This is a genomic window from Nonomuraea sp. PA05, assembly GCF_008086045.1.
GTDB classification, from domain to species: domain Bacteria; phylum Actinomycetota; class Actinomycetes; order Streptosporangiales; family Streptosporangiaceae; genus Nonomuraea; species Nonomuraea monospora.
Map to the genome: position 1 here is coordinate 38,258 of NZ_VSEY01000037.1, position 25,639 is coordinate 63,896.

General features: G+C 70.4%; 29 protein-coding genes and 1 tRNA gene. 13 read left to right on the forward strand and 17 right to left on the reverse strand.

What is annotated here, in order from left to right:
• Positions 1-37: 37 nt before the first annotated feature.
• On the forward strand, positions 38-2,776 hold the full coding sequence (locus FXF51_RS43705; protein ID WP_222871729.1) for a helix-turn-helix transcriptional regulator: 2,739 nt from the start codon (positions 38-40) through the stop codon (positions 2,774-2,776).
• 33 nt (positions 2,777-2,809) lie between these two features.
• Here FXF51_RS43705 and FXF51_RS43710 read toward each other — a convergent pair whose 3' ends face one another.
• A complete protein-coding gene (locus tag FXF51_RS43710) occupies positions 2,810-3,295 on the reverse strand; it encodes a GtrA family protein (RefSeq protein WP_148440685.1) in 486 nt (161 codons plus the stop codon).
• Positions 3,296-3,471: 176 nt separating this feature from the next.
• On the opposite strand from FXF51_RS43710, the gene FXF51_RS43715 reads away from it, so the two are divergent.
• A complete protein-coding gene (locus FXF51_RS43715) occupies positions 3,472-3,927 on the forward strand; it encodes a universal stress protein (protein ID WP_148440686.1) in 456 nt (151 codons plus the stop codon).
• Here the strand turns inward: FXF51_RS43715 and soxR are convergent.
• Entirely contained in the window at positions 3,924-4,421 is a 498-nt protein-coding gene (gene soxR, locus FXF51_RS43720; RefSeq protein ID WP_148440785.1) for a redox-sensitive transcriptional activator SoxR, read from the reverse strand. The two genes, FXF51_RS43715 and soxR, sit on opposite strands and share 4 nt — an antisense overlap.
• A gap of 21 nt (positions 4,422-4,442) precedes the next feature.
• Positions 4,443-4,874 carry an Lrp/AsnC family transcriptional regulator gene (locus tag FXF51_RS43725; protein ID WP_148440687.1) on the reverse strand — a complete coding sequence of 144 codons (432 nt, stop codon included), beginning with the start codon at positions 4,872-4,874 and terminating at the stop codon, positions 4,443-4,445.
• Positions 4,875-4,930: 56 nt separating this feature from the next.
• On the opposite strand from FXF51_RS43725, the gene FXF51_RS43730 reads away from it, so the two are divergent.
• A complete protein-coding gene (locus FXF51_RS43730) occupies positions 4,931-5,845 on the forward strand; it encodes an SMP-30/gluconolactonase/LRE family protein (RefSeq protein WP_148440688.1) in 915 nt (304 codons plus the stop codon).
• A gap of 35 nt (positions 5,846-5,880) precedes the next feature.
• Here FXF51_RS43730 and FXF51_RS43735 read toward each other — a convergent pair whose 3' ends face one another.
• Positions 5,881-6,609, reverse strand: a complete 729-nt coding sequence (locus FXF51_RS43735; protein WP_148440689.1) for an ABC transporter permease — start codon at positions 6,607-6,609, stop codon at positions 5,881-5,883.
• Positions 6,606-7,511 carry an ABC transporter ATP-binding protein gene (locus FXF51_RS43740; protein ID WP_148440690.1) on the reverse strand — a complete coding sequence of 302 codons (906 nt, stop codon included), beginning with the start codon at positions 7,509-7,511 and terminating at the stop codon, positions 6,606-6,608. Before FXF51_RS43740 ends, FXF51_RS43735 begins: the two co-directional genes overlap by 4 nt.
• 109 nt (positions 7,512-7,620) lie before the next feature.
• Here FXF51_RS43740 and FXF51_RS43745 point away from each other — a divergent pair, with 109 nt between their 5' ends.
• The 3 genes from FXF51_RS43745 (at position 7,621) to dnaN (ending at position 10,877) form a co-directional block, all read left to right on the forward strand.
• Positions 7,621-9,048, forward strand: coding sequence for a sensor histidine kinase (locus FXF51_RS43745; RefSeq protein WP_148440691.1), 1,428 nt, complete (start codon positions 7,621-7,623; stop codon positions 9,046-9,048).
• Positions 9,048-9,698: a response regulator transcription factor gene (locus tag FXF51_RS43750; RefSeq protein ID WP_148440692.1), complete on the forward strand. Its 651-nt coding sequence runs from the start codon at positions 9,048-9,050 to the stop codon at positions 9,696-9,698. Before FXF51_RS43745 ends, FXF51_RS43750 begins: the two co-directional genes overlap by 1 nt.
• Positions 9,699-9,779: 81 nt before the next feature.
• Complete coding sequence (gene dnaN / locus FXF51_RS43755) at positions 9,780-10,877, forward strand: DNA polymerase III subunit beta (protein ID WP_148440693.1); 1,098 nt, start codon at positions 9,780-9,782, stop codon at positions 10,875-10,877.
• Between the two features lie 11 nt (positions 10,878-10,888).
• On the opposite strand, the gene FXF51_RS43760 is transcribed toward dnaN, so the two are convergent.
• On the reverse strand, positions 10,889-11,338 hold the full coding sequence (locus FXF51_RS43760) for a MarR family winged helix-turn-helix transcriptional regulator (RefSeq protein WP_148440694.1): 450 nt from the start codon (positions 11,336-11,338) through the stop codon (positions 10,889-10,891).
• Between the two features lie 100 nt (positions 11,339-11,438).
• Here FXF51_RS43760 and FXF51_RS43765 point away from each other — a divergent pair, with 100 nt between their 5' ends.
• Positions 11,439-12,296, forward strand: a complete 858-nt coding sequence (locus tag FXF51_RS43765) for an SDR family oxidoreductase (RefSeq protein ID WP_148440695.1) — start codon at positions 11,439-11,441, stop codon at positions 12,294-12,296.
• Here the strand turns inward: FXF51_RS43765 and FXF51_RS43770 are convergent.
• From FXF51_RS43770 to upp, 5 genes are all read right to left on the reverse strand, one after another.
• Positions 12,283-12,957: a FadR/GntR family transcriptional regulator gene (locus tag FXF51_RS43770; protein WP_148440696.1), complete on the reverse strand. Its 675-nt coding sequence runs from the start codon at positions 12,955-12,957 to the stop codon at positions 12,283-12,285. The genes FXF51_RS43765 and FXF51_RS43770 overlap by 14 nt on opposite strands.
• 100 nt (positions 12,958-13,057) lie before the next feature.
• Positions 13,058-14,401 carry a helix-turn-helix domain-containing protein gene (locus tag FXF51_RS43775; RefSeq protein WP_148440697.1) on the reverse strand — a complete coding sequence of 448 codons (1,344 nt, stop codon included), beginning with the start codon at positions 14,399-14,401 and terminating at the stop codon, positions 13,058-13,060.
• A gap of 96 nt (positions 14,402-14,497) precedes the next feature.
• Positions 14,498-15,031, reverse strand: a complete 534-nt coding sequence (locus FXF51_RS43780; RefSeq protein WP_148440698.1) for a PH domain-containing protein — start codon at positions 15,029-15,031, stop codon at positions 14,498-14,500.
• Between the two features lie 252 nt (positions 15,032-15,283).
• The gene (locus FXF51_RS43785; protein WP_148440699.1) at positions 15,284-15,508 is read right to left on the reverse strand and encodes a hypothetical protein; all 225 of its coding nucleotides are present in this window, start codon (positions 15,506-15,508) and stop codon (positions 15,284-15,286) included.
• A gap of 143 nt (positions 15,509-15,651) precedes the next feature.
• Complete coding sequence (gene upp / locus FXF51_RS43790; protein WP_148440700.1) at positions 15,652-16,290, reverse strand: uracil phosphoribosyltransferase; 639 nt, start codon at positions 16,288-16,290, stop codon at positions 15,652-15,654.
• A 193-nt stretch (positions 16,291-16,483) separates the two neighbouring features.
• Here upp and FXF51_RS43795 point away from each other — a divergent pair, with 193 nt between their 5' ends.
• The 4 genes from FXF51_RS43795 to FXF51_RS43815 all read left to right on the forward strand — a co-directional run bounded on the left by FXF51_RS43795 (position 16,484) and on the right by FXF51_RS43815 (position 18,219).
• Complete coding sequence (locus FXF51_RS43795) at positions 16,484-16,999, forward strand: tRNA adenosine deaminase-associated protein (RefSeq protein WP_411268426.1); 516 nt, start codon at positions 16,484-16,486, stop codon at positions 16,997-16,999.
• Positions 17,000-17,017: 18 nt separating this feature from the next.
• A complete protein-coding gene (locus tag FXF51_RS43800) occupies positions 17,018-17,494 on the forward strand; it encodes a tRNA adenosine deaminase-associated protein (protein WP_148440702.1) in 477 nt (158 codons plus the stop codon).
• 187 nt (positions 17,495-17,681) lie between these two features.
• Positions 17,682-18,119 (forward strand): nucleoside deaminase, encoded by a 438-nt coding sequence (locus tag FXF51_RS43810; protein WP_148440786.1) that lies wholly within the window; start codon positions 17,682-17,684, stop codon positions 18,117-18,119.
• 10 nt (positions 18,120-18,129) lie between these two features.
• Positions 18,130-18,219: transfer RNA gene (locus FXF51_RS43815), tRNA-Ser, on the forward strand.
• Between the two features lie 127 nt (positions 18,220-18,346).
• Here the strand turns inward: FXF51_RS43815 and FXF51_RS43820 are convergent.
• The 3 genes from FXF51_RS43820 to FXF51_RS43830 form a co-directional block, all read right to left on the reverse strand.
• A complete protein-coding gene (locus FXF51_RS43820; protein WP_043615040.1) occupies positions 18,347-18,643 on the reverse strand; it encodes a type II toxin-antitoxin system VapB family antitoxin in 297 nt (98 codons plus the stop codon).
• Positions 18,644-18,653: 10 nt separating this feature from the next.
• Complete coding sequence (locus tag FXF51_RS43825) at positions 18,654-19,532, reverse strand: neutral zinc metallopeptidase (protein WP_148440703.1); 879 nt, start codon at positions 19,530-19,532, stop codon at positions 18,654-18,656.
• A gap of 64 nt (positions 19,533-19,596) precedes the next feature.
• A complete protein-coding gene (locus FXF51_RS43830) occupies positions 19,597-20,571 on the reverse strand; it encodes a neutral zinc metallopeptidase (protein ID WP_148440704.1) in 975 nt (324 codons plus the stop codon).
• 102 nt (positions 20,572-20,673) lie between these two features.
• Here FXF51_RS43830 and FXF51_RS43835 point away from each other — a divergent pair, with 102 nt between their 5' ends.
• The gene (locus FXF51_RS43835; protein WP_148440705.1) at positions 20,674-21,315 is read left to right on the forward strand and encodes a LysE family translocator; all 642 of its coding nucleotides are present in this window, start codon (positions 20,674-20,676) and stop codon (positions 21,313-21,315) included.
• On the opposite strand, the gene FXF51_RS43840 is transcribed toward FXF51_RS43835, so the two are convergent.
• The 3 genes from FXF51_RS43840 to FXF51_RS61280 all read right to left on the reverse strand — a co-directional run bounded on the left by FXF51_RS43840 (position 21,312) and on the right by FXF51_RS61280 (position 22,573).
• Complete coding sequence (locus FXF51_RS43840; RefSeq protein ID WP_148440706.1) at positions 21,312-21,683, reverse strand: hypothetical protein; 372 nt, start codon at positions 21,681-21,683, stop codon at positions 21,312-21,314. The genes FXF51_RS43835 and FXF51_RS43840 overlap by 4 nt on opposite strands.
• Before the next feature lie 70 nt (positions 21,684-21,753).
• Positions 21,754-22,389: a hypothetical protein gene (locus FXF51_RS43845; protein WP_148440707.1), complete on the reverse strand. Its 636-nt coding sequence runs from the start codon at positions 22,387-22,389 to the stop codon at positions 21,754-21,756.
• A gap of 7 nt (positions 22,390-22,396) precedes the next feature.
• A complete protein-coding gene (locus tag FXF51_RS61280; RefSeq protein WP_187414909.1) occupies positions 22,397-22,573 on the reverse strand; it encodes a hypothetical protein in 177 nt (58 codons plus the stop codon).
• Between the two features lie 241 nt (positions 22,574-22,814).
• Here FXF51_RS61280 and FXF51_RS43850 point away from each other — a divergent pair, with 241 nt between their 5' ends.
• Complete coding sequence (locus FXF51_RS43850; protein WP_148440708.1) at positions 22,815-25,619, forward strand: AfsR/SARP family transcriptional regulator; 2,805 nt, start codon at positions 22,815-22,817, stop codon at positions 25,617-25,619.
• Positions 25,620-25,639 lie beyond the last annotated feature (20 nt).

The following is a 25,639-nucleotide window of genomic DNA, read 5'->3' on the forward strand; positions in this document are numbered from 1 at the left end:
GGTCATGGCGACGTTATCTGATCCAAGGCCGCCGCTGTTGAACCGGCAGCGTGAACGTGCGGTGCTCGACGGCCTGCTGGGGGATCTGCGGGACGGACGCGGGCGGGCACTGGTGCTGCGTGGCGAGGCGGGGGTGGGCAAGTCGGCGCTGCTGGGGCATGTGGTGGAGGCCGCTGCCGGCATCCGCGTGGAGCGAGCGGCGGGCGTCGAGTCGGAGATGGAGCTGGCGTTCGCCGGCCTGCATCTGTTGTGCGCGCCGCTGCTGCACCGCCTCAACCGTCTGCCCGGCCCGCAGCGCGGTGCGCTGGAAGCGGCCTTCGGCCTGCGGGAAGGGGGCGCGCCCGATCGGTTCCTGGTGGGGCTCGCGGTGCTGACCCTGCTGGCGGAGGCGGCGGAGGAACGCGCGCTGCTGTGTGTGGTCGATGACGCGCAGTGGCTGGACCAGTCGTCGTCGCAGGTGCTGGCGTTCGTGGCGCGACGGCTGCTGGCCGAGCCGGTGGGGCTGATCTTCGCCACGCGCGAGCCGGGAGAGCAGTTCCGAGGACTGACGGATCTGGAGGTGCGCGGCCTGCCGCCGCGGGAGTCCCTCACGCTGTTGCGCTCGGTGGTCCCGTTCCAACTGGACGAACGAGTCACGGACCGGATCCTGGCCGAGACGAACGGCAACCCGCTGGCGCTGCTCGAGTTGCCGCGCGGGTTGAGCCCCATCCAACTGGCGGGCGGGTTCGGGCTGGTCGAGGCGCAGCCGCTACCGGCCCGGATCGAGCAGGGCTTCCAGCATCGGCTGGAGGCGCTGCCGGTCGAGACGCGGGCGCTGATGCTGGTCGCCGCGGCCGAGCCGACCGGCAACCCGGTGCTGCTCTGGCGGGCGGCCGGTCAGCTCGGCATCCCGGCCTCCGCCGCGGATGCCGCCAAGTCCGACGGGCTCCTGCACATGGGGACGGTGGTGCGGTTCCGGCATCCGCTCGTACGGTCGGCGGTGTACTCGGCGGCGTCGCCACAGGAGCGGCGGGTGACGCACCGGGCGCTGGCCGAGGCGACCAACCGCGACCAGGACCCGGATCGGCGGGCCTGGCACCTGGCCGCGGCAGCGGCCGGGCCCGACGAGGAGGTGGCCGCGGAGCTGGCGCGATCGGCGGACCGTGCGCAGGCCCGCGGCGGCATGGCCGCGGCAGCGGCGTTCCTGCAACGCGCGGTCGAGCTGACGAGCGATCCCGGTCTGCAGTCCGAGCGGGCCCTGGCCGCCGCGCAGGCGAACGTCATGGCCGGCGGGTTCGACGCGGCGTCCGGCCTGCTCGCCATCGCGTCGGCGGGACCGCTGAACGAGCTCCAGCAGGCCCGCGTCGACCTGGTGCACGGGCAGATCGCCTTCGCCACCAGCATGGGCGGCGACGCTCCGCCGATCCTGGCCAGGGTGGCCAAGCGGCTGGAGCCGCTGGACCCCGCGCTGGCGCGGCAGACGTACCTGGAGGCCTGGTATGCCGCGCTGTTCGCCGGGCGGTTCGCGGGCGCCGACGACCTGCACGAGATCTCCCGGGCCGCGCGATCGGCTTCGCCGCTCCCGGGCGCGCCCCGGCCGCCGGATCTGCTGCTGGACGCGCTGGCGGTCCTGGTCACTGAGGGACGTGCCGCGGCCGCGCCCCTGCTGAGACGGTCGGCCTGGGTCTTCGCCGAAGGTGAGATCACCCTGGCGGAGCGCCTGCGATGGAGCCCGATGGCAGCCGTCGCCGCGTCGGCGCTGTGGGACGAGAAGTGCTGGTACACGATGCAGTCCCGCGAGCTCCGGCACTGCCGCGAGGCGGGCCTGCTCGGCCCGCTGGGGATCTGGGTGAACGCGATGGCCGTCCTGGAGACCTGGCGCGGTGATCTCGCGGAGGCCGCTTCGCTGGTCGCGGAGGCAGAAGCGATCGCGACGGCGACGGGAGGCCGCGGCTTGGCCACGGGGGTCATGATGCTCACCGCGTTCCGGGGGATGGAGGCCGAGGCCGCCCCGCTGATCGAGCGGGCGACCGCGCAGGCCAGGGCTTCCGGCCAGGGTGTGGGAGAACAGTTCGCGCAGTGGGTGAAGGCCGTGCTCAACAACGGGCTCGGCCGCCACGAGGAGGCCCTTGCCGCGGCGCTGGCCGCCCAAGCGGCCCCCGGCGCGCCTGAGATGCACGTCTCCATGTGGGCACTGTCCGAGTTGATCGAGGCGGCCGGCAGAACCGGGCAGACGCGGCAGGCCGCCGAGGCGCTCGACCGGCTGGCCGAGGCGATCGCCATCGGTGACGGTGGCTGGGGGCCGGGGCTCTACGTGCGGTCCCAGGCGCTGCTCAGCGAGGGCGAGGAGGCCGAGCTCCGGTATCGCGAGGCGGTGGATCTGCTGGGCCGCACCGGCATTCGCACCGAACTCGCCCGTGCACACCTGCTCTACGGCGAGTGGTTACGCCGTGAAGGCAGGCGGACCGACGCCAGGACGCAACTGCGCGCCGCCCACGACATGTTCAGCACGATCGGCATGCAGGCGTTCGCCGGGCGAGCCCACAACGAGCTGCTGGCCACCGGCGAGACGGCCCGCAAGCGCACCCCCGACAACTCGGACGGGCTGACCCCTCAGGAGGGCCAGATCGCCCGGCTGGCCAGGACAGGTCTGTCGAACCCGGAGATCGCCGCCCAGTTGTTCCTCAGCCCGCGCACCGTCGAATACCACCTGAGGAAGGTGTTCGCCAAACTCGGCATCACCTCCCGCCACCAGCTCTCCCAGGCGCTGTCCGCCAATGGCCACGAGCGGTCGTGAACCCGGCGTGCGGGTCCAGCGGACGCCCCTGCCTCAAGCCGCCCGATCCCTGGAACCGGCGGTGGGAACCAGCCGTACGCGGCCGGACGGGGCCTGCTCATCGGGGAAGACCCACTTCCTGAAGGCCCAGAAGCGGAAGACCATGGCGACCAGTGTGCCGACGACCTGGGCGCTGACGAAGTCGGCGATCTCCTGGGTCACCAGGCCCACCTCGGGGGTCTCCAGGCCGAACACGTACCTGGAGATCCACAGCGGCGCGGAGCTGAGCACCAGACCGACGCCGCTGACCAGGAAGAACAGCGCAGCCTCATGTCGGCGTTCGCGGCCGCCCCTGGCACGGAACGACCATTCGCGGTTGAGCACGTAGGACACGATCGTCGCCACCAGCACCGCGATGATCTTCGCGGTCACCGGCTTGGGTTCGAGGAAGGTCAGCTTCAGCCCGTAGAAGACCGCGTTGTCGACCAGGAACGTCGTTCCACCCACCACCGCGAACTTCAGCAGCTCACGGTGCCGCATGACAAGTGCGTGCAGCGGTCGCGGCAATCGTGCGAGTACTGCCCTTGCTATTCGAAGCACCCCAGATCTTCTCACGCGTATCACCCGCACATGTGACCGACCAGACAGTTGACAGAGGAATGGCAGGTGATCGCCCCGGTGCTCTAACGAGTGACTGAAGCGAAGGGAAGTACGCCATGACCATCCTCGTCGCCTACGACGGCTCGGCCGACGCGCGCACCGCGATCGAGTTCGCCGCCAAGCACCTCACGGCCGAGCCCACGGTGATCGTCACGGTGTGGGAGCCGCTGCTCGTGCAGCTCAAGAAGTACCCGCTGGCCGCGGGCGCGATCGACCCCGGCACGGAGAACGAGGCGAAGGCGCAGGCCGAGCAGCACGCTCAGGAGGGCGCTGAGCTGGCGGTGGCCGCCGGGCTGAGCGACGTCTCCTACCGGGCCGTGGCCGACAACGAGTCGATCTGGAAGACGATCGTGGACGTGGCCGACGAGATCGACGCCTCGGTGATCGTGACGGGGTCGCGTGGGCTGGCCGGGGTGCGGTCGGTGCTGCTGGGCAGTGTCTCCAACCACGTGCTGCACCACGCGCACCGGCCGACCCTGATCGTCCCGCCCCCGGCCAAGCCCGCCCGCTAAGAAGGCGCGGGGACGCAGCAGGTCTGCTGCGGCGGGCAGAGCCGGGTGTCGATGCGCCGCGCCCCCGGCCCCTCGTCGCCCAGCCGGTCGTACGGGTTGGCGACCGGGCACCGGTCCAGCGACAGGCAGCCGCACCCGATGCAGTCGGTCAGGTCGTCGCGCAGCCGCTGGAGCTGCTCGATCCGGTCGTCCAGCTCGCCGCGCCAGGCGGCCGACAGCCGGGCCCAGTCCTCGCGGGTGGGCGTGCGCTCGTCGGGCAGCTCGGCCAGCGCGTCCTTGATGACCTTCAGCGGGATGCCGATGCGCTGCGCGAGCCGGATGAAGGCGACTCTGCGCAGGCTGTCGCGGCTGTAGCGGCGCTGGTTGCCGGCGGTGCGCCGGCTGCTGATGAGGCCCTTGGCCTCGTAGAAGTGCAGGGCGGAGACCGCCACGCCGCTGCGCTCCGCGAGCTGGCCGACGGTCAGCTCCTTGGTGTTCCAGGCGACCCTCGTCATTCCCTTCGTCATACCTGGAGATTACTTGAGGGTTCGCTCGAACAGCGTCTCCAGCACGACGACGGTCTGCGTCCCGGTCACGCCGTCCACCTGGAAGATGCGGCGCAGCACGTCCTGGAGCTCGCGGGTGCCGGTCGTGCGGACCTTCAGCAGCAGCGTGGCGGGCCCCGCGATGACGTGCGCCTCCTCGACCTCGGGCACGGCCGCCAGCGCCTGGCCGGCGTCGCCCATCCACGACCCGCCGTCCACCAGCACGTACGCCGTCACCGCCCGCCCGAGCGCCTCCTGATCCACCTCGACGGTGGTCCGCCTGATCACCCCGCGCTCGCGCAGCTTGCGCACCCGCTCGTGCGCCGCCCCGCTGGACAGCCCCACGGCCTTGCCGAGCACCGCGTACGACCGCGTCGCGTCCTCCTGAAGCAACCCGACCAGCATCCTGTCGATGTCATCCACAACCGAATGCTATCCGGTCATACCGCCAATCACCTGAACCCCGTATGGTGTGCGGTATGACGGACACGATCCCCACAGAGTTCGAGGTGCTGGACGAGCGGTTCGGCGCGATCGGCGGCGACGACAAGGTCGAGATCCTGCACACCGGCACCCGGTGGGCGGAGGGCCCGGTGTACTTCCCCGCCGGCCGTTTCCTGGTCTGGAGCGACATCCCCAACGAGCGCATGCTGCGCTGGGACGAGATGACCGGCGCCGTGGGCCCGTTCAGGCAGCCGTCCGGCTACACCAACGGCAACACGCTCGACCGCGAGGGCCGGCTCATCTCGTGCGAGCAGGGCGAGCGCCGGGTGACCCGCACCGAGCACGACGGCTCGATCACCGTGATCGCCGACCGGTGGCAGGGCAGGCGCCTCAACAGCCCCAACGACGTGGTGGTCCGCTCCGACGGCTCCATCTGGTTCACCGACCCGCCGTACGGGATCCTCAGCAACTACGAGGGCGTGGCCGCCGAGCAGGAGATCGACGGCTGCCACGTCTACCGGGCAGACCCGGTGACGGGTGAGGTGCGGATCGTGGCCGACGACTTCGTCCGGCCCAACGGCCTGGCCTTCTCCCTCGACGAGCGGCGGCTGTACGTGGCCGACACCAGGGCCAGGCACCTGCGGGTCTTCGAGGTGGGCGACGACGGCACGCTCGGCGGCGGGAAGGTCTTCGCCGAGGGCGGGGAGCAGGACAACTACGACGGCATGCGGCTCGACGACACCGGCCGCGTGTGGGTCGCGGCCGGCAAGGCGGTGCTCTGCTACGACCAGGACGGGGCGCTGCTCGGCCGGCTCAGGCTGCCCGAGTTCACGGCCAACCTGGTGTTCGGCGGGCTCAAGCGCAACCGCTTGTTCATCACGGCCTCGTCCTCGCTGTACTCGCTGATGACCAACGTGACAGGAGCGCGCCCGGTGTGGGCCGGGCGCTGACGCCTCCCTCCGCGCCCCCGCGGCGGTGGGCCCGGCTACTCCCATCGGAACGAGCGAACGGCCAGCCCGCCGAAGACGGCCAGCCCCGCGGCCACCACGACCAGATGCAGGAGTTGCGGCGGCTGACCGCCCCAGGTGTCCTTGAGCGCCTGGGCGAACGGCCCGGCCACGGAGAAGTCGCTGACCACGCGCAACGCGTCCGGCATGACCTCGCGCGGCACCCAGACGCCGCCGAGGAACATCAGCGGGAACATCACCATCGATCCGATACCGGGCGCGGACTTGGCGCTCGGCGCGAGCGCGGCGATGACCAGCCCGATCGACAGCAGCGCGGCGGTGCCGAGCAGGAACACCAGGACGAACCAGGCCCACTGCCGCGGCGGCGCGGCGCCGAACGCCAGCCAGCCGGCCACGATCATCACGATCGTGGCCACGGTGCCGACCGCCAGGTTGATCAGGAGCTGCGCCCCCAGCACCCGCGCGGGATGCACGGGCGTGGTGGACATCCGCCTGAGCACCCCCTGCTGCCGGTACGTGGCCAGCACCGCGGGCAGCACGCTGCACGACAGCGTCAGCAGCGAGAGCAGCACCATCACGCTCGGCATGTGCGTGTCGACGATCCGCTGGCCGCCCTCCTGCTGCTCGGTGAAGCCGGGGATGCTGAACCCCAGCACGATCAGCAGCCCGACCGGCAGCCCGATCGTGAACAGCAGCGTCGGCCAGTCCCGCAGGTGCAGCTTGGTCTCCATCACGAGCAGCTTCATGACAGCTTCCTTCCGGTGAGCGCGAGGAACGCGTCGTCGAGGGTGGCCTGCTCGATGCGCAGGTCCCCGGGGACGACCTGGTGGTGTGCCAGGGCGAGGGTGACGGCGGGGGCCAGGTTCCCCGAGCCGCTGACCGTGACGGTCTGGCCGTTCCTGGTGACCTCCCGCACCTCGGGCAGGGCCAGGAGCACGGAGTCGTCGAACGCCGCCGACGGCCGGAAGCTCACCCGCTGCCCGCCGCCCGCCTGCTCGATGAACCCGGCGGGCGTGTCGGTGGCGACCACCTTGCCGGCGTCGATGAGCGCGAGCCGGTCGCAGAGCCGCTCGGCCTCCTCCATGAAGTGGGTGACCAGCACGATCGTCACGCCCGTGTCGCGCACCTGCTCGACCAGCTCCCAGGTGTCCCTGCGGGCCTGGGGGTCGAGGCCGGTGGTCAGCTCGTCGAGCACCGCCACACGCGGCCGGCCGACCAGGGCCAGCGCGACGGACAGCCGCTGGCGCTGCCCGCCGGACAGGTCCTTGAACAGCGTGTCCCGCTTGGCGGACAGGCCCACCCGCTCCAGCAGCTCCGGCCAGTCGGCGGGGTCGGGGTAGAAGGAGGCGTACAGGTCCATCGCCTCCCAGACCTTGATCTTGTCGGGCAGCGCGGAGCTCTGGAGCTGCATGCCCAGCACGCGGCGCAGCTCATCCCTGTCGTCGCGCGGGTCCAGCCCGGCCACGCGGATGTGCCCGCCGTCCCGCTTGCGCAGGCCCGCCACGCACTCGACCGTGGTGGTCTTGCCCGCCCCGTTGGGCCCGAGGATGCCGAAGATCTCGCTCTCGGCCACCTCGAACGAGACATCCTCGACCGCCAGGTGCTTCGGGTACTGCTTGCGCAGGTTCCTGACCTCGATGATTTTCATGGTCACGACGCTAGGAGCGCGCCGCCTGCCGGGTAATCCGGCTGGATGCCCGGCAAGGGTGTATCTAGGTGCAGTGTCGGCGCATGCCCGGTTGACGCAGACTGGGGGCATGCTGCGAAGGTACGGTCACGTCACGACGCTGCTCGCGCTCGTCGTCGTGCAGATCCCCATGATGGGCGTGACAGGGCTCATGCTGCTCCTGTCCTTCGCGCTCGGCATGGTCTTCCTGTTCCCGCCGCAGACGATGATGGTCAGGGAGCTGGCCGAGCTCAACCGCAGGCTGGTCCGCAACTGGACCGGCATCGAGATCGAGCCGCCGTACCTGCCGGCGCCTCCGCCGCCGGTCCCGCAGGCCGACGGCATGTACCGCTCGGACCGCACCCTCTACAAGACGCCCCGCGTGCCCGCCTGGAACAATCGCTGGAAGTGGCTGGTCAGCGACCCGGCGACGTGGCGCGACGAGGTCTGGCTGCTGCTCGACCCGCTGGTGAAGGTGACGCTGGCGCCGCTGCTCCTCCTGCTCCCCGCGCGGGGCCTGCGCGTGTACGGCCTGTGGAGCAAGAAGCTGCTGGACGCGACCGCCGCCAGCCGCCTGGCCGGCCAGGTCAGCCACCTCACACGCACCCGCCACCTGGCCGCCGACTCCCAGGCGGCCGAGATGCGCAGGATCGAGCGCGACCTGCACGACGGCACGCAGGCCAGGCTCGTGGCGATCGGCATGACGCTCGGCGCCGTCGAGCAGCTCGTCGAGAGCGACCCGAAGGCGGCCAAGGCCCTGCTGGCCAAGGCCAGGGACGCCTCCTCGGAGACCCTCACGGAACTGCGCAGGGTCATCCGCGGCATCCACCCGCCCGTCCTGGCCGAGCGCGGCCTGGCCGACGCCGTGCGCGCGCTGGCCATGGACAGCCCCCTCGACGTCACCGTGGACGTCACCCTGACGCACCGGCCTGAGCCGCCGGTGGAGGCGGCGGTCTACTTCGCGGTCAGCGAGCTGCTGTCGAACGCCGCCAGGCACGGCGACGCCCGCACCGCGACGGTGGACATCAGCGCCAACGGGGCCGGCCTGCTCGTCAGCGTGAGCGACGACGGCATGGGCGGCGCCGACCCGGGCAAGGGCAGCGGCCTGATCGGCATCGAGCGGCGCCTGGCCGCCTTCGACGGCGTCCTCGCCCTGCACAGCCCGCCGGGCGGCCCCACGACCGTCAGCATGGAGCTGCCCAAGGTGCTGCCCGTGCCGTGGGCGCAGGACCTGTCCAAGCTGCCGCGCTGGAAGTCGATCACGGTCATGGCGCTGTGGGCCACCGCCTGGTGCCCGACGTTCCCCCAGGGGCTGGTGGCGGGCATCTTCAAGACGTTCGGGGTGCAGGAGAAGACCTGGTTCCTGGCCCTGCACCTGCCGGGCCCCTGGCAGTGGCCGGTGATCCTGGGCATGATCGCGCTGGGTGTCATCATGCATGTCATGGCCATCCGCATCCCCGCCTCGCACAACCGCGAGAAATTCATGGCGGAGGCCACCCCGACGAAACCCTGGTGCTGATGAACCGCGTACTGATCGCCGAAGACCTCTACCTGCTCAGAGACGGCCTGGTGCACCTGCTCCAGGCGCACGGCTTCACGGTGGTCGCGGCCGTGGAGAGCGGCCCCGAGCTGCTGAAGGGCCTGCTGGAGCTGCGCCCCGACGTGTCCGTCGTGGACGTGCGGCTGCCGCCCACGCACACCGACGAGGGGCTGCAGGCCGCGCTGGCGGCCAGGAAGCAGCTTCCGGGGCTGCCCGTGCTCGTGCTGTCCCAGCACGTCGAGCAGCTCTACGCGCGCGAGCTGCTCGCCGACGGCTCGGGCGGGATCGGCTACCTGCTCAAGGACCGGGTCTTCAACGCCGAGCAGTTCGTGGACGCCGTACGCAGGGTCGCCGAGGGCGGCACCGCCATGGACCCGGAGGTGATCGCCAAGCTGCTGGCCAGGAACGCCAGGAACGAGCCACTGGCCGCGCTCACGCCGCGCGAGCGCGAGGTGCTGGAGGCGATGGCCGAGGGACGCTCGAACGCGGCCATTTCGCAGCGGCTCTACCTGAGCGAGAGCGCCGTGGCCAAGCACACGGCCTCCATCTTCGCCAAACTCGGCCTGGCCCCGTCGGACGACGACAACAGGCGCGTGCTGGCCGTGCTCGCCTACCTCAACAGTCGCTGATCGCCTCCCTGAACCGCCCGGAGTTGTCAGTCGCAGCGGCTATTTTCATAGAGGCACGGTGCGACGAAGAGGTGGTTTCAGGTGAAAATCCGGGTTAACCGTGATGTTCTCGCAGAAGCAGTGGCGTGGGCTGCCCGAATCCTGCCCAGCCGCCCCGTGGTGCCTGTCCTTTCCGGGCTGCTGCTGGAGGCGGGCGAGGAGCTGACCCTGTCGGCGTTCGACTACGACGTGTCCGCTCGGGCCGCGATCGACGCCGACGTCGCCGAGGAGGGGCGGGTGCTGATCCCCGGGCGGCTGCTGGCCGAGATCAGCCGCAGCCTGCCCGCCGACGACGTGGAGATCGTCACCGAAGGGCCGGAGGCGGTGCTGACCTGCGGGAGCGCCGAGTTCGGGCTCATCACGATGCCGGTCGAGGACTTCCCGACCATGCCGTCCATGCCCGAGAGCATCGGCGCCATCGGCGGCGGCGTGTTCGCCTCGGCGGTCGGCCAGGTGGCGCCGGCCGCGAGCCGCGACGACACGCTGCCGATGCTCACCGGCATCAGGGTCGACATCGAGGGCGAGTCGGTGGCGATGGCGGCCACCGACCGCTACCGCATCGCCGCCCGCGACTTCGCCTGGCGCCCGGCCGCCCCCGACGTCGCCGTCTCGGCCATGGTTCCGGCGCGGGTGCTGGTCGAGGTGGCCAAGTCGCTGCGCGGCGGCGAGGTCTCCATCGCGATGGGCGACGGGGTGGCCGGGTTCGAGAGCGTCGGGCGCAGCACGACCGTGCGGCTGCTCGACGAGCAGTTCATCGACTACCGCGCCCGGCTGACCGCCGACTGGTCGATCAGGGCCGACGTGGCGGTGGCGCCGTTCGTCGGGGCGATCAAGCGGGTGGCCCTGGTGGCCGAGCGCAACACCGCGATCCGGCTGTCGTTCAGCCAGGGGCAGGTGCTGATCCAGGCGGGCGGGGGAGACATCGGGCGCGGCGCCGAGGTGGTCCCGTGCGAGCTGCGCGGCGACGACATCCAGATCGCGTTCCAGTCGCAGTTCCTGCTCGACGGGCTGACGGGCATCGAGAGCGACCTTGCACGCATCAACATGGAGTCGCCCACCAGGCCCGCCCTCATCCAGGACGTGCCGGGCGACGCCGAGCCGTCCTTCCGCTACCTCGTCATGTCGCTGCGCCAGACCTGATCACCTCATCCTCATGAGCCGGTCTGACGCCGCACGACCAGCGTGAAGACCCGCTTGAAAGCCGCGTACGCCTCCTCGCCCACGGCCTCGGCGTGCGCGGCCTCCATCTCGGCGAGGACGGCGTCCGACTTGGCCATGTGGTCGAGCCCCTTCGCGGTCGGCACGATCAGCTTGGCCCGCCGGTCGGCCGGGTCGGGCTGCCGCTCCACGTAGCCGAGCGCCACCAGCTCGTCCACCAGCGTGCCGATCACCTGCTTGTGCTGGCCCGACTGCGCGGCCAGGTCGGTGGCCCGGCTGCCCTCCTCATCCAGGTAGGCCAGGACGGCTCCGTGCCGGGGCCGCACCTCGGGATGCCCCTGCTCGCTCAGCTTCGTGAACAGCTCCCGCTGGAGGCTGAAGAGCGTCCGGCTGGACAGGATGCCGAGGTCCGGCTCCTCCTGCTTGCGTTGGCTCCTGCGCACCACACACTCCCAGTTTAGTCACTAATCTTGATAGTCACTGATTCTTACTATATTCTCTGAGGCATGACATCCGCGTGTCCGCGGAGGAAGGGACTCTGTCATGACCATCCTGATCACCGGTGCGGGCGGCACCGTCTCGCGCGCCGTGCTGCGCTCCCTCGAAAGCTCTCCTGGAGGCGCCGCCGACGTGCGGGTGCTGGTGCGCGACCCGGCCAAGGCGCCGTCAGGCGTGCAGATCGCGGTCGGCGACCTCGACGAGCCGGGGACGCTGGAGGAGGCGTTCCGCGGGGTGCGCGCGTTGTGGCTGCTGACCGCCATGGGGCCGCTCGCGCCGCACCGCAGCATGAACGCCGTCTGGGCGGCGCGGCAGGCGGGAGTGGAGCACGTGGTGCGCATGTCGGCCATCGGCGCCGCGCACGACGCCCCCACGCGCAACGGCCGCCTGCACGCCCTGTCGGACGTGGAACTGGCGGCCTCCGGCCTCGACTGGACCATCGTGCGCCCGGCCTTCTTCATGCAGAACCTTTTCGGCTCGGTCAACGGCGACACCCTGTACGGCGCGCTGGGCGAGGGCAGGATCGGCATGGTCGACGTGCGCGACATCGGCGACTTCGCGGCCGAGGTCCTGCGCGCGCCCACGCGGCACCGGGGCGCCACCTACACTCTCACGGGCCCGGCCAGCATCTCGCTGAGCACGGTGGCCGCAGACCTGTCGCAGGTGTACGGCACGCCGATCACCTATCAGCCGGTGCCCGTGGAGGCCGGCGTGCGCTCGATGCTGGAGGCGGGCATGCCCGAATGGGACGCCAAGGTCACGGGGGAGTACCTGACGGCGTACTCGAAGGGCTGGGGCGACTACACGACCCAGGACTTCGAGAAGGTGATGGGCCGCCCGGCGAGGTCGTTCGACGCCTTCGCGCGCGACCACGCCGAGCAGGTGAGGCCTACGACTCGGTGAGCGCGATGAGGATGTGCTCCATGCAGGCGTGCCCGGCCCGCTCGGCCGCCGCCGCGTCACCGGCGGCGATGGCCCTGGCGATCGCGTCGTGCGGGATGTAGCTCTTGTTGAGCGACGTTCCAGCGGCGGTGATGCTGGCCCGCAGCGCCGCGGAGAAGTCCTCGTACAGGTCGATGAGGACGAGATTGTGGGTGGCGTGCGCGACGGCCATGTGGAAGGCCAGGTCGGCCTCGACGAAGAAGTCGGGGTCGTCGAGCTCCCAGGCCCGCTCACGCTCGGCCAGCGCGGCCTCGATGCGCCTGATGTCCTCCTCGTTGCGCCGGGTGGCGGCCAGGCGGGCCGACTCCACCTCCAGCGCGCGGCGGACTTCGAGAATCTCGAGCTGCTCGGCCTGGCGCAGCCGCCGGAGCATCGCTCCGGACAGCTCGCTGGTCGCGCGGACGTAAGTGCCGTCCCCCTGACGGCACTCCAGCAGCCCGGCGTGCGTGAGCGCGCGTACGGCCTCACGAACGGTGTTGCGACCCACTCCGAGCTGCTCGGCGAGCACGGTCTCGGTCGGAATCTTGCCGTTCATCGGCCACGACCCTGATGTGATCTGCTCCTTGAGCTGATCGATCACCTGGTCGACGAGCGAAGCCCGCTGCGCCGTACGCAGACTCACAGTCCGCCTCCTCCGGGGAAACCAGTCATCCTATGAGTCAATGACTGGTAGACCCTAATTATTCCAGACTCAAAACACCAAATCTGGAGCTCCCGGAGGTTCAGCGGGACACTGTGGCGTCTACCGTCACCCCTGCCATGGCGGAGCGAACTCCGGCCGCTTCGAGGGCCTTACGATATGCGGCCGTCTGCTGTGCTCTGGCCTCCGCCCTGCCGTACAGGTCGCCCAGCTCACGCCAGCAGCGCGCGGCCTGCCGGTCGGAGCCGAACACCGGCCGGTCGAGCGTGACCAGCAGCTCGTGCGCGTGACGCAGGTGCGCCGAGGCGTCGTCGCCGGAGTCGAGCGCGATGGTCGCCAGCACGAGGTGGGCCTCGGCGGGCGTCGTGCCCGAGCGGTCGTGGGAGAGCCCCAGCGCCGTGGCCGCCAGCTCGCCCGCGCCGGTCGCGTCGCCGGCCCGCAGCTTGACCCGCGCGTGCACGATCAAGCTCTCGCCGTGCTCGCGCAGGGTGCCGGGGAACACCGCGAACGCCCTGACCGCGCTCGCGACGAGCCGCTCCGCCTCCTCGATCGGCGCCGCGGGCATCCTGGACCAGTGCATGGCGGTCCTGGCGAGCTGCAGCGCGAGCCTGGCCTGCCGACCGGCTCCGATGGCGTCGTCGGCCAGGCGCACGGCCAGCGCCGAGTCCTCGCCCGCCGCCGCCGCGGCACTGGCGTGCCACAGGGCTTGGATCTCACCGGAACGGTCCACAACTTCAGGTACGCCTGACAGGTCCAATACCCGCCGGACGTAGCCGAGCTCTGGGGAGTCGCTCTCGCTCTCGCTGCGCGCCTCGATCAGCGCGGCGGCCAGGTCGGTGGCGAGCTCGCCCCGCGTGATGGACAGCCGCTCGGCCTGGGCCAGCGCGCTGGCGGCCAGGTCGCGGGCCCGCAGCCGGTCGCCCGCCCGCTGGTAGCAGCGGCTCAGCGCGATCGTGAGCGGCAGGTCGGCCAGCCGCTCGGGGTGAGCAGCCGCCTCTCTCCTGAGGCGCTCGAACGCCTCCACGGCCTGACCCAGCCTGCCCTGGGCCTCCAGCGCACGCGCCCTGCCGAACCGCGCCTGCGCGGTCAGCATGGCGTTCTCCTCGTCGGCGGCCTTCACGATCTCCGTGAAGCGGTCGGCGGCGATGGACGGGTCTCCGTGCTGCAACTCCAGCTCGGCGTGACGCAGGCCCAGCTCGGTGTCGATGCGCTGCCGAGGCTCGATCCCGTGAAGGAGGAACTCGGTCGTGCACCCCAGCCGCTCGGCCAGGAGCCGGGCCACCACAGGAGTCGGCGTGCGCTTACCCGACTCAATGAGCGAGACATAACTGTCCGACAGGTCGGGTCCGGCCAGTTGGGCCTGAGACATCCGCCTGTTCAGCCGCAGTCCTCGGACGCGGTCACCGATGGTTCCCTGACTCGGCATCTCATCTCTCAAGGCGGGGAAGGGTCAACAACACGCAATGATTGCATGAAGTAGCCGAATCTGGTATCCCCGCGTGAAGAATTTGCCACGCCGAGATTAATCGTCGCTGTCGTCCTTGCTGGGAAAAAGCATCTGACAGACCTCAAGGTAGAGCGTTTCCGGATACGGAATGTACTCGACCGTTGACAGAGCCTGATCCTGGCCGGCCGACTCGAGGATGAACTCACCGTAACCGAGCATGCGCCCGAGCAGAGATCTCTGGAAGCTCATGTCGGTGACCTTGCCCAGGGGCATCATCGCGACCTTGCGGGTGATGAGACCCGTGGTCAGCAACATCCGCTTCGATGTCACCACAAAGTAATCGACCGACCACTCCGCGACTTTCCATACGAAACGGATCAGCAGCAGGAGCCAGAGCCACCAGACGACGACGAGTGCCGTGCCGCCCGCCTCGCCGCCGCCGAAGAACTTGCTGAGAAGCGCGGCGATGATGAGGCCGCCGAGCACCTCGGCGACCGGGCGCAGCAGGATGGCAGGATGCCGCCGCACCATGATGACCTGTTGTTCGTGGGGGAGGAGGTAGCGGTTGACCGACGATGGAGCTGAGTCCCCGTGGGTCACAAGTCTCATGAGAGGCTGTTCACAAATTGTGCCAGCGAGTCGGCCGCGTTGAACACCGTGTCGAACGCTCCTCTCACCGCGTCCGCGGCGTCAGCTGGTCGCGCGAACAGGTAGTACGCAACAAATGCGATACCACCGTATGTGAGGACCTTTTTGACCTGCACCGTCGCCTCCGTGCCACTTACCCACTCCACCCGCCAACTACATTACCCACCCGAGTGCCCGGGTAAAGGTGACTTGGCGGGTTAGTTTGGATCTTGCTTAGCCACGCTCACTGGCCACCAGAGCCAGCACGTGAAGGTGCTTGCGCGCGATGCGCTCGACAAGGCTCGGGTGGGCATAGCCGGTGACCTCCAGCGCGCCGTAGTGCGCCGCCTCCACGCAGCGCGTTACGGTGGTCGCGGAGTGAATGCCGGCGAACTCGTCGCACAGCACCGTCTCCACGTCCGCGTACGGAGTCGGATCCGTCTCGGTGTGATCGGTCATCGTGCTCCCCCACGCGCATGCGGAAGTTGCCTTCCCGCCTCTTCGTACCCACCCAACCACAGTATGTAACGAAGCAATGACCGAGTGTGACGAAAAAAGACTTCTCTGCGGGAACGGACGCTCAGGCGACGCCGTGAAGAGGGTCAGACCACGCCGTAGAGGCGGTCGCCGGCGTCGCCGAGGCCCGGCACGATGTAGCCGTTCTCGTTCAGCCGCTCGTCGAGCGCCGCGGTGACCACGCGGATCGGCTTGCCGGAGTTGGCGAACACCTTGTCCATGTACGCCAGCCCCTCGGGCGCCGCCAGCAGGCACAGCGCGGTGACGTCCACGGCGCCCCGGTCGAAGAGGAACTGCACGGCCGCCGCCAGCGTGCCGCCGGTGGCCAGCATCGGGTCGACCACGTAGCACTGCCGGCCGGACAGGTCGTCGGGCAGACGCGTGGCGTACGTCTCCGCCTGGAGCGTGGACTCGTTGCGGATCATGCCGAGGAAGCCGACCTCGGCCGTGGGCAGCAGCCTCGTCATGCCGTCGAGCATGCCGAGACCGGCCCGCAGGATGGGCACCACCAGCGGGTACGGCTTGGCCAGGCGCACACCCCTGGCCGGTGAGACCGGCGTCTCCACGGTGACGTCGGTGACCCGCACGTCACGCGTGGCCTCGTACGCGAGCAGCGTCACCAGCTCGTCCGCGAGCCTGCGGAAGGTCGGCGAGTCGGTGCGGACATCGCGCAGCGTGGTGAGCTTGTGCGCCACGAGCGGATGATCGACGACGAGGGTCTCCATGGGTCACCACGCTATCTCCTGACACACCGTGCTGAGGACCCCCTCACCTGCGGCCTTGGAGCGTTACACAGGGTCGCGGCCACTTCACATCTTTGGTTTTGATCACAATTTGGTCGGAGAGGCACACGCCTGGTGGTCAGGTCTGGAACGATTGGGTGCTGGTGATATCTGTCGTGTCAGAGGTCGGGTGGGGATGGCGATGACAGACGAGGACGCTCTTGACTTCGCCATCGTGGTCTATCGCGAGGACGGTTGCTGGCAGGCCGAGCTGCTGCCGGTGACGTTGACGTCCGATCTTGAGGGGCTGATCCATGCCCTCAAGCAGCAGCCCAGCGAGAGCGGCACGATCGGCCTGATCGCCGTCGGCGACGAGTTCTTCGTGGCGCTGCGGGTCCTGGGCGACCGGGTGGACGTGTTCCTGTCCGACATCGCCGCCTCGTGGGATTTCCCGCTGGCGGAGCAGGTTCTGGAGTACCTCGACGTCCCCGTGCCGGACGAGGAGGAGCTCGACGAGATCCTCCAGGACGAGGAGACCGTGCTGCCCGCGGGAGATCTGTCGATCTTCGCCGATCTCGGGTTGGACGAGATGGAGCTGGGCATCCTCTCCGGCGACATCGATCTGCTGCCCGAAGATGTGCTGTCCAGCATCGCCGCGCGGCTCGGCTTCTCCGAGCCGTTCGAGCGTGCCATCGAATCGGTCTTCGGCTGACCCCCCAGGAGCGCGGACATGGCGTCCAACACCTTTTCTGCGGCCTTCGTCAGAACCTCCGGCGGCTGGAGCGGGGCCGAGGTCGATCTCGGGGACGCCGAGATCGTCGACGACTTCGGTGACGCGGTCACGGAGGCGCTGGGCCTCGCGGGCGACGAACTGGCCCTGCTCTGTGTCGAGGTCGAGGACGAATGGTTCGCCATCGCGCGCTACCGGGGCGAGGACGAGCCGCGCGTGTTCCTCTCCGACGTGCACGCCATCGTCTCCGACACCCTGGGCGAGCTGTTCGCCGAGTTCGCCGGGGTCGCGCCCGACAAGGACGGCAACGGGCTGGGCGTGCGTCCGGCGGGTGACTTCGAGTTGCTGAGCGATCTGGGTGTGAGCTCGGAGGAGTTGCTGGAGCTGAGCATGGAAGAGGGCCTGCTGCCCGCCGACATCCTGTCGGTGATCGCCGAGCGGCTGTCGTTCGCCGACGAGCTCGACCGCCTGCGGTGACCGGGCGCCCCACCTCACCGGGACCCGCTTCGCCGTGCCCTGCCTCGGCGCGACCCACCTCGTCGCGACCCACCTCGTCGCGACCCACCTCGTCGCGACCCACCTCGTCGCGACCCACCTCGTCGCGACCCACCTCGTCGCGACCCACCTCGTCGCGACCCACCTCGTCGTGACTCACGAGGAGGCCATGCGACTGGCCCTGGCGCAGGCCGTCGCGGCCGGCGACAGGGGAGAGATCCCCGTGGGCGCCGTCGTGCTCGACCCGCTCGGCGAGGTGCTGTCGGCCGCGGGCAACGACCGCGAGTCCGCCGCCGACCCCACCGCCCACGCCGAGGTGCTCGCGCTGCGCCGCGCCGCCGCGCAGCGCGGCGAATGGCGGCTGACCGGCTGCACGCTCGTGGTCACGCTGGAGCCCTGCACGATGTGCGCGGGCGCCGCCGTGCTCGCCAGGGTCGAACGCATCGTGTACGGGGCCACCGACGAGAAGGGCGGGGCCGTGGGGTCCCTCTGGGACGTCGTACGGGACCGCCGGCTCAACCATCGGCCGGAGGTCGTCATGGGCGTGATGGTCGAGGAGTGCGGTGCGGCCCTTAAGCGGTTCTTCGCACCTCGCCGGATCCGGTAAGCTCGTGCGCGGTGGTGTCGCCTAGTGGCCGAGGGCGCACGCCTCGAAAGCGTGTGATGGGGCAACTCATCCGTGGGTTCAAATCCCACCACCACCGCCACCAGAAGGGGCTTCCGACCAGCACGTCGGAGGCCCTTTTCGCTGTCCGGCCCCCTCGCGCCTCGCCCTTTCGCGCATCGTCGGGCACAAAAAAGGAGCCGCGATCAGCGGCTCCCTTTCCTTCTTTCTCAGTTGGGCAGTTCGAGAACCCTGGCATGCAGGATGGACCGCTGATGCAGCGCCGCCCGCAACGCCCGGTGCAGGCCGTCCTCCAGATAGAGCTCACCCTGCCACTGCACCACGTGCGGGAAGAGGTCCCCGTAGAACGTGGAGTCGGCGGCGAGCAGCGAGTGCAGGTCCAGCATGGCCTTCGTGGTGATCAGAGAGTCGAGCCGGACCTGCCGGGGAGGGATCTGAGCCCACTCGCGGTTCGTCAGACCGTGGTCGGGGTAAGGGCGTCCGTCGCCGACTAGCTTGAAGATCACCCCCCTGATTTTAGGAGAGAATCCGATTCCTCGCGCTATCCGCCCGTGTCAGGGCAAGCCCGTTGAGATCGCAGTCGGCCGGGGCGCCCTTTTCGTAACCGCGCTGGAAAGCCTTGACGCGTTGCTCGGAGCTGCCGTGGGTGAACGATTCAGGATCGATTCTGCCCGTGGTGCGTTGCTGGATCCTGTCGTCGCCCACCGCCGCGGCGGCGTCGATCGCCTCGGAGATCTCCGCCTGGGTGAAGGGGCGCTCGTAGAAGCCGGTGTCGATCGCGTTGCGGGCCCACACGCCGGCGTAGCAGTCGGCCTGCAGCTCGATGGGGACGGAGCTGCCCTCGTTGAGTACGCCGAGGAGGTTCTGGACGTGGTGGCCGTACTCGTGGGCGATCACGTACGCCTGGGCGAAGGGGCCGCCCTTGGCGCCGAACTGGCTGTGGAGCTGGTCGAAGAAGCTCAGGTCGAGGTAGACGCGCTGGTCGCCGGGGCAGTAGAAGGGGCCTACGGAGGAGTCGGCCGAGCCGCAGCCGGTGTTCAACCGGCCCGAGTACAGGACGGTCTTCGCCAGCCGATAATCGGAAATTTCCTGCTTCCAGTAGTCCTGGATGCTGTTGACGACGCCCACCACCTGGCACTTCTCCGACTGGTCGGCGTCCTTGCCCGTCTTGCACTGCTCCGACAGGTTGGCCGGAGGCTGCTGCTGCGCGGGCTCGCCGCCCCCGCCGACGTTGTTCAGCACGAACACCAGCACGAGCACGATCAGGCTGACGATCCCGCCTCCGCCGATGACCATGCCCCCGGGAAACCCGGAGAAGCCGCTGCCTCCGCCGCCGCTGCCTCCGCGGTCCTCCACCTGCGAGGAATCCAGGTCGACCTGGTCCCGGAAATCCATGGTGACGTCCTTTCCCGCCGTTGCGCCTGGCGGGACAACTGCCCCGGGGAAGGCCCGCCTATCGCTAGATGCCGCCGCTGAAGGTGTCGCACCGCTCGGGGTCGCCGCTCTCGTACCCGGTGGTGAACCACTTCTCGCGCTGCTGGGAGGTGCCGTGCGTGAAGGCGTCCGGGGTCACCCGGCCCTGCGTGCGCCGCTGGATGCTGTCGTCGCCGACCGCCGCGGCGGCGCTGAGCGCCTGGTCGATGTCGCTCTGTGAGAACGGCTCGCGGTAGAAGCCCGTCTTGACGGCGTTCTGCGCCCAGACGCCCGCGTAGCAGTCCGCCTGGAGTTCGAGGCGCACGGACGGGCTGTCGGCGCCCGGGCGGTTGCCGCGGCCGACCCTGTTCATGGTGCCGAGCAGGTTCTGGACGTGGTGGCCGTACTCGTGGGCGATCACGTACGCCTGCGCGAACGGCCCGCCCTCGGCCCCGAAGTCGCGCTGGAGCGTGTCGAAGAACGTCAGGTCCAGGTAGACCTTGCGGTCGGCCGGGCAGTAGAACGGCCCGACGGCGGAGTCGGCCGCGCCGCAGCCGGTGTCGACCGCCTGCGAGAACAGCACGGTCTTGGCGGGCGTGTACTGCTTGCGCCCGCGCTCCTGGAACGCCTGGCGCCAGTACGACTGGATGCTGTTCACCGTTCCGACGACGCGGCAGTCCTCCGACTGGTCGGCGTCGGCGCCCGTCTTGCAGCGCTCGGCCAGGTTGCCGCTGGGCGAGGCCGCGGGAGGGGCGCTGGGCTGCTGCCCGCCGCCCTGCCCGCCCTGCTGGCCGCCCTCGTCGCCGGTGAAGGGCGAGGGCACGATGCCGAACAGGAACATCGCCCCCACCGCCAGGAGCAGCAGCAGGCAGCCTCCGCCGCCCCGGCCGCCGATGGGCAGCATGCATCCGCCCGGCATCCCGCCGAACCCGCCGCCGCGACCGCCGCCGGGCCGCGGGCCTGAGGCGCGTACGTCCTCGACCTGGGACGGGTCGAGTGGCTTGTCATCGTCGAACTGCATCGCGCGCTCCCTCCGACGCAGTTCTCCCCCGTAGTCATTCGATTACGCACGGCGACGATAATCGCCATGATATTTCGTGATCGGCCCGATATTGTGGCCACCATGACGGCAGGTTTGATGGGGATTGCCCTGATCTCGCTGGGCATGGTGCTCACGCCCGGGCCCAACATGATCTATCTGATCTCGCGTTCGCTCACCCAGGGGCGCCGGTCGGGGCTGATCTCGCTCGGGGGCGTCTTCCTCGGGTTCACCACGTACCTGACCGCCACCTGCCTCGGGCTGACGGCCGTCTTCGCGTACGTGCCGGCCGCGTACACCGCGCTCAAGCTCGCGGGCGCCGCCTACCTGCTGTGGCTGGCCTGGAACGCGGTCAGGCCGGGCGGCGTGTCCGCCTTCGAGCCGCGCGAGCTGCCCGTGGAGCGGCCGGGCAAGCTCTTCTCGATGGGCCTGCTGACCTGCCTGCTGAACCCCAAGATCGCGATCCTCTACCTGTCGCTGCTCCCGCAGTTCATCGACCCGGCGATGGGCCACCTGCTGCTGCAGAGCCTGGCGCTCGGCTCGGTCCAGGTGTTCGTCGGCACCCTGGTCAACGGCCTCATCGTGATCTCGGCGGGCTCGCTGGCCGCGTTCCTGGCCCGCCGTCCCGTGTGGCTGCGCGTCCAGCGCTACCTCACCGGCACGATCCTCGGCGCCTTCGCCGTCAGCATGGCGACCGATCGCTCCAAGGCCCTGGTCAGCGCCTAACGGTTGAACCAGGTGGCGGACGGCGCCCTGCACAACTGCGCGACCACCAGCCCGGCCAGCAGCACGCCGAGCACGTTCCCGAAGGTGAGGGCGCCGGTGAGCTGCCACAGGCCCAGCACGACGAGCAGGAGCTCCACGACGATGCCGGTCACGCGCACCCACCCGCGCCTGGACGGGACCCGCATCGCCAGGAACCCGATCAGCAGGATCGTGGCCAGCGGCACGGAGAGCGCGACCAGCAGTGCCACGCCCACCGCCCCGGCGGGCGTGGCGCTGCCCAGCGCCACGAACAGCAGCAACAGCCCGGCCAGCCCCATGACCGTCTGCACCCACATGCACAGCCGGGCGACGGACACGGACGAAGGCATCGCCTCTACTCCATAAGGCTCGGACACGGCGAGCCTCCCTCTTCAGGGGCAGCGCTTGACGTGGCCGAGCCTAGGGCGGGCCCACATGGTCATGTACGAGATAGGTAGAAATGTTGCTGACCTCGGTGCCCTCGGGCAGCCCCCAGGCCCGCCGGGCGTCCTCCTCGATCGCCCGGTGCAGGTATGACCCCTCGGCCTGCAGATCCAACGCCCGAGGGGCGCCGCCAGGGGAGAACATCGTCCGTACCGACGGCCAGTTCATGTCCCCGTCCAGCGGCTCCTCCACCGCCCGCACGACGAAGCCCTTCCCGGCCGGCTCCACGGTGAGCAGGAGCGGGGCGCGGAAGCCGCTGCCGGTGACGAGCACGCCGCCGTGACGGGCGTACTCCTCACACGCGGCCACGATCCCCAGCAGCAGACGCGGGTCCTTCCTGCGCACCTCGACGAACTCCTCGCGGCAGAACGTCCGCGGGCCCAGCTCCGGCATCTCCTCGGCCAGGACGTTGTGCGCGTTCCGCCGCGGATCCGTCTCGAGGAAGCGGTCGGCGGCCGCCATCAACGCCGCCCGCTTCGCGGAGCCGACCTCGAGGACCTCCTCCGTGGCCTCGCCGGTGGCGTCGGGGCCGAACCACCCGTGGTCGGGCAGGGCGACGGCCGCGACCGCGCACGTCAGGGCGATGCCCACCCAGACGGCCCGCCACCGCACCGCGGGCTCACTGCTGAGGCTTGTCCGAGATCTCACCGGAGGGCTTGGGGTAGAGGATGACCGGCCCGTTGAAGATCGGGTCGGTGGAGCCGTCGGCGGAGGCGGAGGAGGCGGTCACGACGCCGAGGCCGAGTGCGAAGAGACCGGCCGTGGCCACCAGGGCGAGCTTCTTGACGTGACTCATGAGACCTCCGTGCGATATCGAGAATGGAGGGGGATGATAGGGGACGCGGAGATCGCGACACAATCCGAATCCCCGCGTTCCGAGCCCGAGCACGCGCCGCCCACTCGCACCGCGCGGCGCCGGCTCGCGGGCTGATGATCAATCGCCTCGCGAGTCTGCTGCAAGCCGCGTGTAAGCCGGCGCGTCTAGAGATGTCGGCGTCCTCATCCATGCCGACTCCTTGTAGGAGGCAGCGCTCCTAGTGACGCTGGAGATCAGATTTCTCGGCCCGTGGCAGGTCCTGGCCGGTGACGAACCGGTCCGGCTCGCCGGCCGCCGCCGCATCGGCCTGCTGGCCAGGCTCGCTCTGGACGCGGGGAAGGTGGTGCACGCCGAGCGGCTCCTCACCGACATCTGGGGTGACAGCTCCGCGGCGACCGCGGCCAAACAGCTCCACATCGTGGTGTCCAAACTCCGCCAGACCCTCGCACCCCACACCACCGAGGAGATCATCCAGACCACGCCGAACGGTTACCGGCTCGCGCTCGACCCCGACCGCATCGACGCCCACCTGTTCGGCCGCCTCGCCAGACGCGCCCGCACCAGCCAGCCCCAGGAGGCCGCGGACGCCCTGTACCGCGAGGCGCTGCGGTTGTGGCGCGGCGAGCCGCTGGCCGAGCTGACCGAACCCTGGGCGCGCATCGAGGCCGCCCGCTTGGAGGAAGAGCACCGCACCGTCCTGGAGGACCACGCCGACCTGCGCCTGGCCGCCGGTGACCATCACGCGCTGACCGCCGACCTGGCCGCGTACGTGCGCGCCCACCCGCTGCGCGAACGCCCGGCCGCCCAGCTCATGCTGGCCCTGCACCGCGCGGGCCGCCCCTCCGACGCGCTCGCCGTCTACCAGGACACCCGCCGCACCATGATCGCCGAGCTGGGTCTCGAACCGGGCGCCGAGCTGCGCCGCCTGCACCAGGCCGTGCTGACCAAGGACCCCGCCCTCGACCTGCCCGCCCCGGCCCAGCACATCACCTCGGATGAGCCGCAGCCGATCGCCGGCCTGCCCGCCGACACCCACGCCTTCACCGCCCGCACCACCGAGATCGACGCCCTGCGCACCGCCCTCGGCCCCGCCGACGGGCCCGCCGTCACCGTCGTCGACGGCCCCGGCGGCATCGGCAAGTCCGCGCTCACCATCCACGTCGCGCACGCCATGGCCGGCCGGTTCGCCGACGGCGTGCTCTACCTCAACCTGCACGGCTCCACCCCCGGCCTGGACCCGCTGACCCCGGCCCAGGCACTACGCCACCTGCTGCGCTCGCTCGGCCTGGACGGTGCCGCCGTCCCCGCCGACGCCGGCGAGGCCGCCGCCCGCTACCGCTCCCTGACCGCCTCCGCCGACCTGCTGGTCATCCTGGACAACGCCCGCGACGTCCGCCAGATCCGCCCGCTCATCCCGGCCGGCCCTCGCTGCCGCGTCCTGATCACCTGCCGCGACCCGCTGGTCACCCTGGACAACGCCCACCACCTGCACCTGGGCACCCTCACCGGCGCCGAAGCCGTCGCCCTGCTGTCCCGCCTGTCCGGCCCCGACCGGGTCCGCGCCGCCCCCCAGGCCGCCGCCCGCGTCGCCCACCTGTGCGGCGGCTTCCCCCTGGCGCTGCGCATCGTCGGCGCCAGGCTGGCCGCCCGCCCCGACTGGACCCTGCCCGACCTGGAAACCCGGCTGGCCGACGCCACCCGCCGCCTCGACCTCCTGCAATACGCCGACCAGGCGGTCCGCGCCAGCATCGCGGTCAGCCACCACCACCTGCGCGAAGAACCCGCCGGCCGCGACGCCGCCCACCTGCTGCCGCTGCTCGGCCTGCTCGGCCTGCCCACCCACACCCCGGCCGCCACCGCCGCCCTGACCGGCTGGCCCGCCCACCGCGCCGAAGCCGCCCTGGAACGCCTCCAGGACGCCCGCCTCCTCGAACCCGCCGGCCCCGACCGCTATCGCTTCCACGACCTGGTCGGCCTCTACGCCCGCGAACGCGCCCACCAGGACCTGCCACCGCAACAACAAGCCACCGCCGTCCGCCAAGCCGTCCACCACTACCTGACCACCCTCTGGCTGGTCGGCACCACACTCAACGACGACCCCGTCCTGCGCTGCCCCGTCGAACTGCCCGCCCATACCTTCCAGAGCACGGCGGAGGCGGAACGCTGGATCCACGACGAACGCGACAACCTGCTCGTCATCACCCAACAGGCGCTGTCCGGCCCCGACCCGGGCACCGCCATCGGCCTGGCCATCGGCCTCCACTGGCCCTTCTGCTTCCAGGGCTGGCACACCCAACTGGCCGACCTCTACACACACGCCATCGACCTGGCCGACCGGACCGCCGCCTGGGAGGACAAGGCGCAACTCCGCAGCTTCCTCGGCTGGGTCCACCGCGACCAGGGCCGCCACGACGCCGCCATCGCAGAGCTTCAGACGGCTCTCGACGACTGGGACCGCGCCGGCCTGCCCCGCCGCAAGGTCGGCGTGCTCAACAACCTCGGCGTCATCAGCACGCTCGTCGGCCGTCTCGACGAGGCACTCGGCTACCTGGAGTCCGGGCTGGACCTCAACGACGACGCCGCCCGCCCGGGAGCCACGGCCACCATCCGCAACAACCGCGTCCACGTCTACTACCGTCAGGGCCGCTTCGACGAGGCGATCGAGGAGGCCCGCCGGCTCACGGAGCCGGGCTCGAAGGTGGGCGCGCTCGCCGACGCGGGCATCGCACACGGCTCGCTGGGCGACGCCTACCGCCACGCCGGCCGGCTCGCCGAGGCGGTGGACAGCTACACGACGGCCGTGCGGCTGCTGCACGACTCGGGATACCGGCTGAAGGAGGCCATCTCACGCTGGTGGCTCGGCACCGCCCTGCACGACCTCGGACGACACGGCGAGGCCCGGACGCAGTGGGAGGACTCCATCCGCCTCCTGTGTGACGCGCGCCTTCTCACACCGGGGGAGGCGAACGAGATCCTCGCCCAGGACGTCCCGGACACACCCCAGCCCATCAAGAACATGCTCTGACCCGCGTCCCGGCAGCGGGG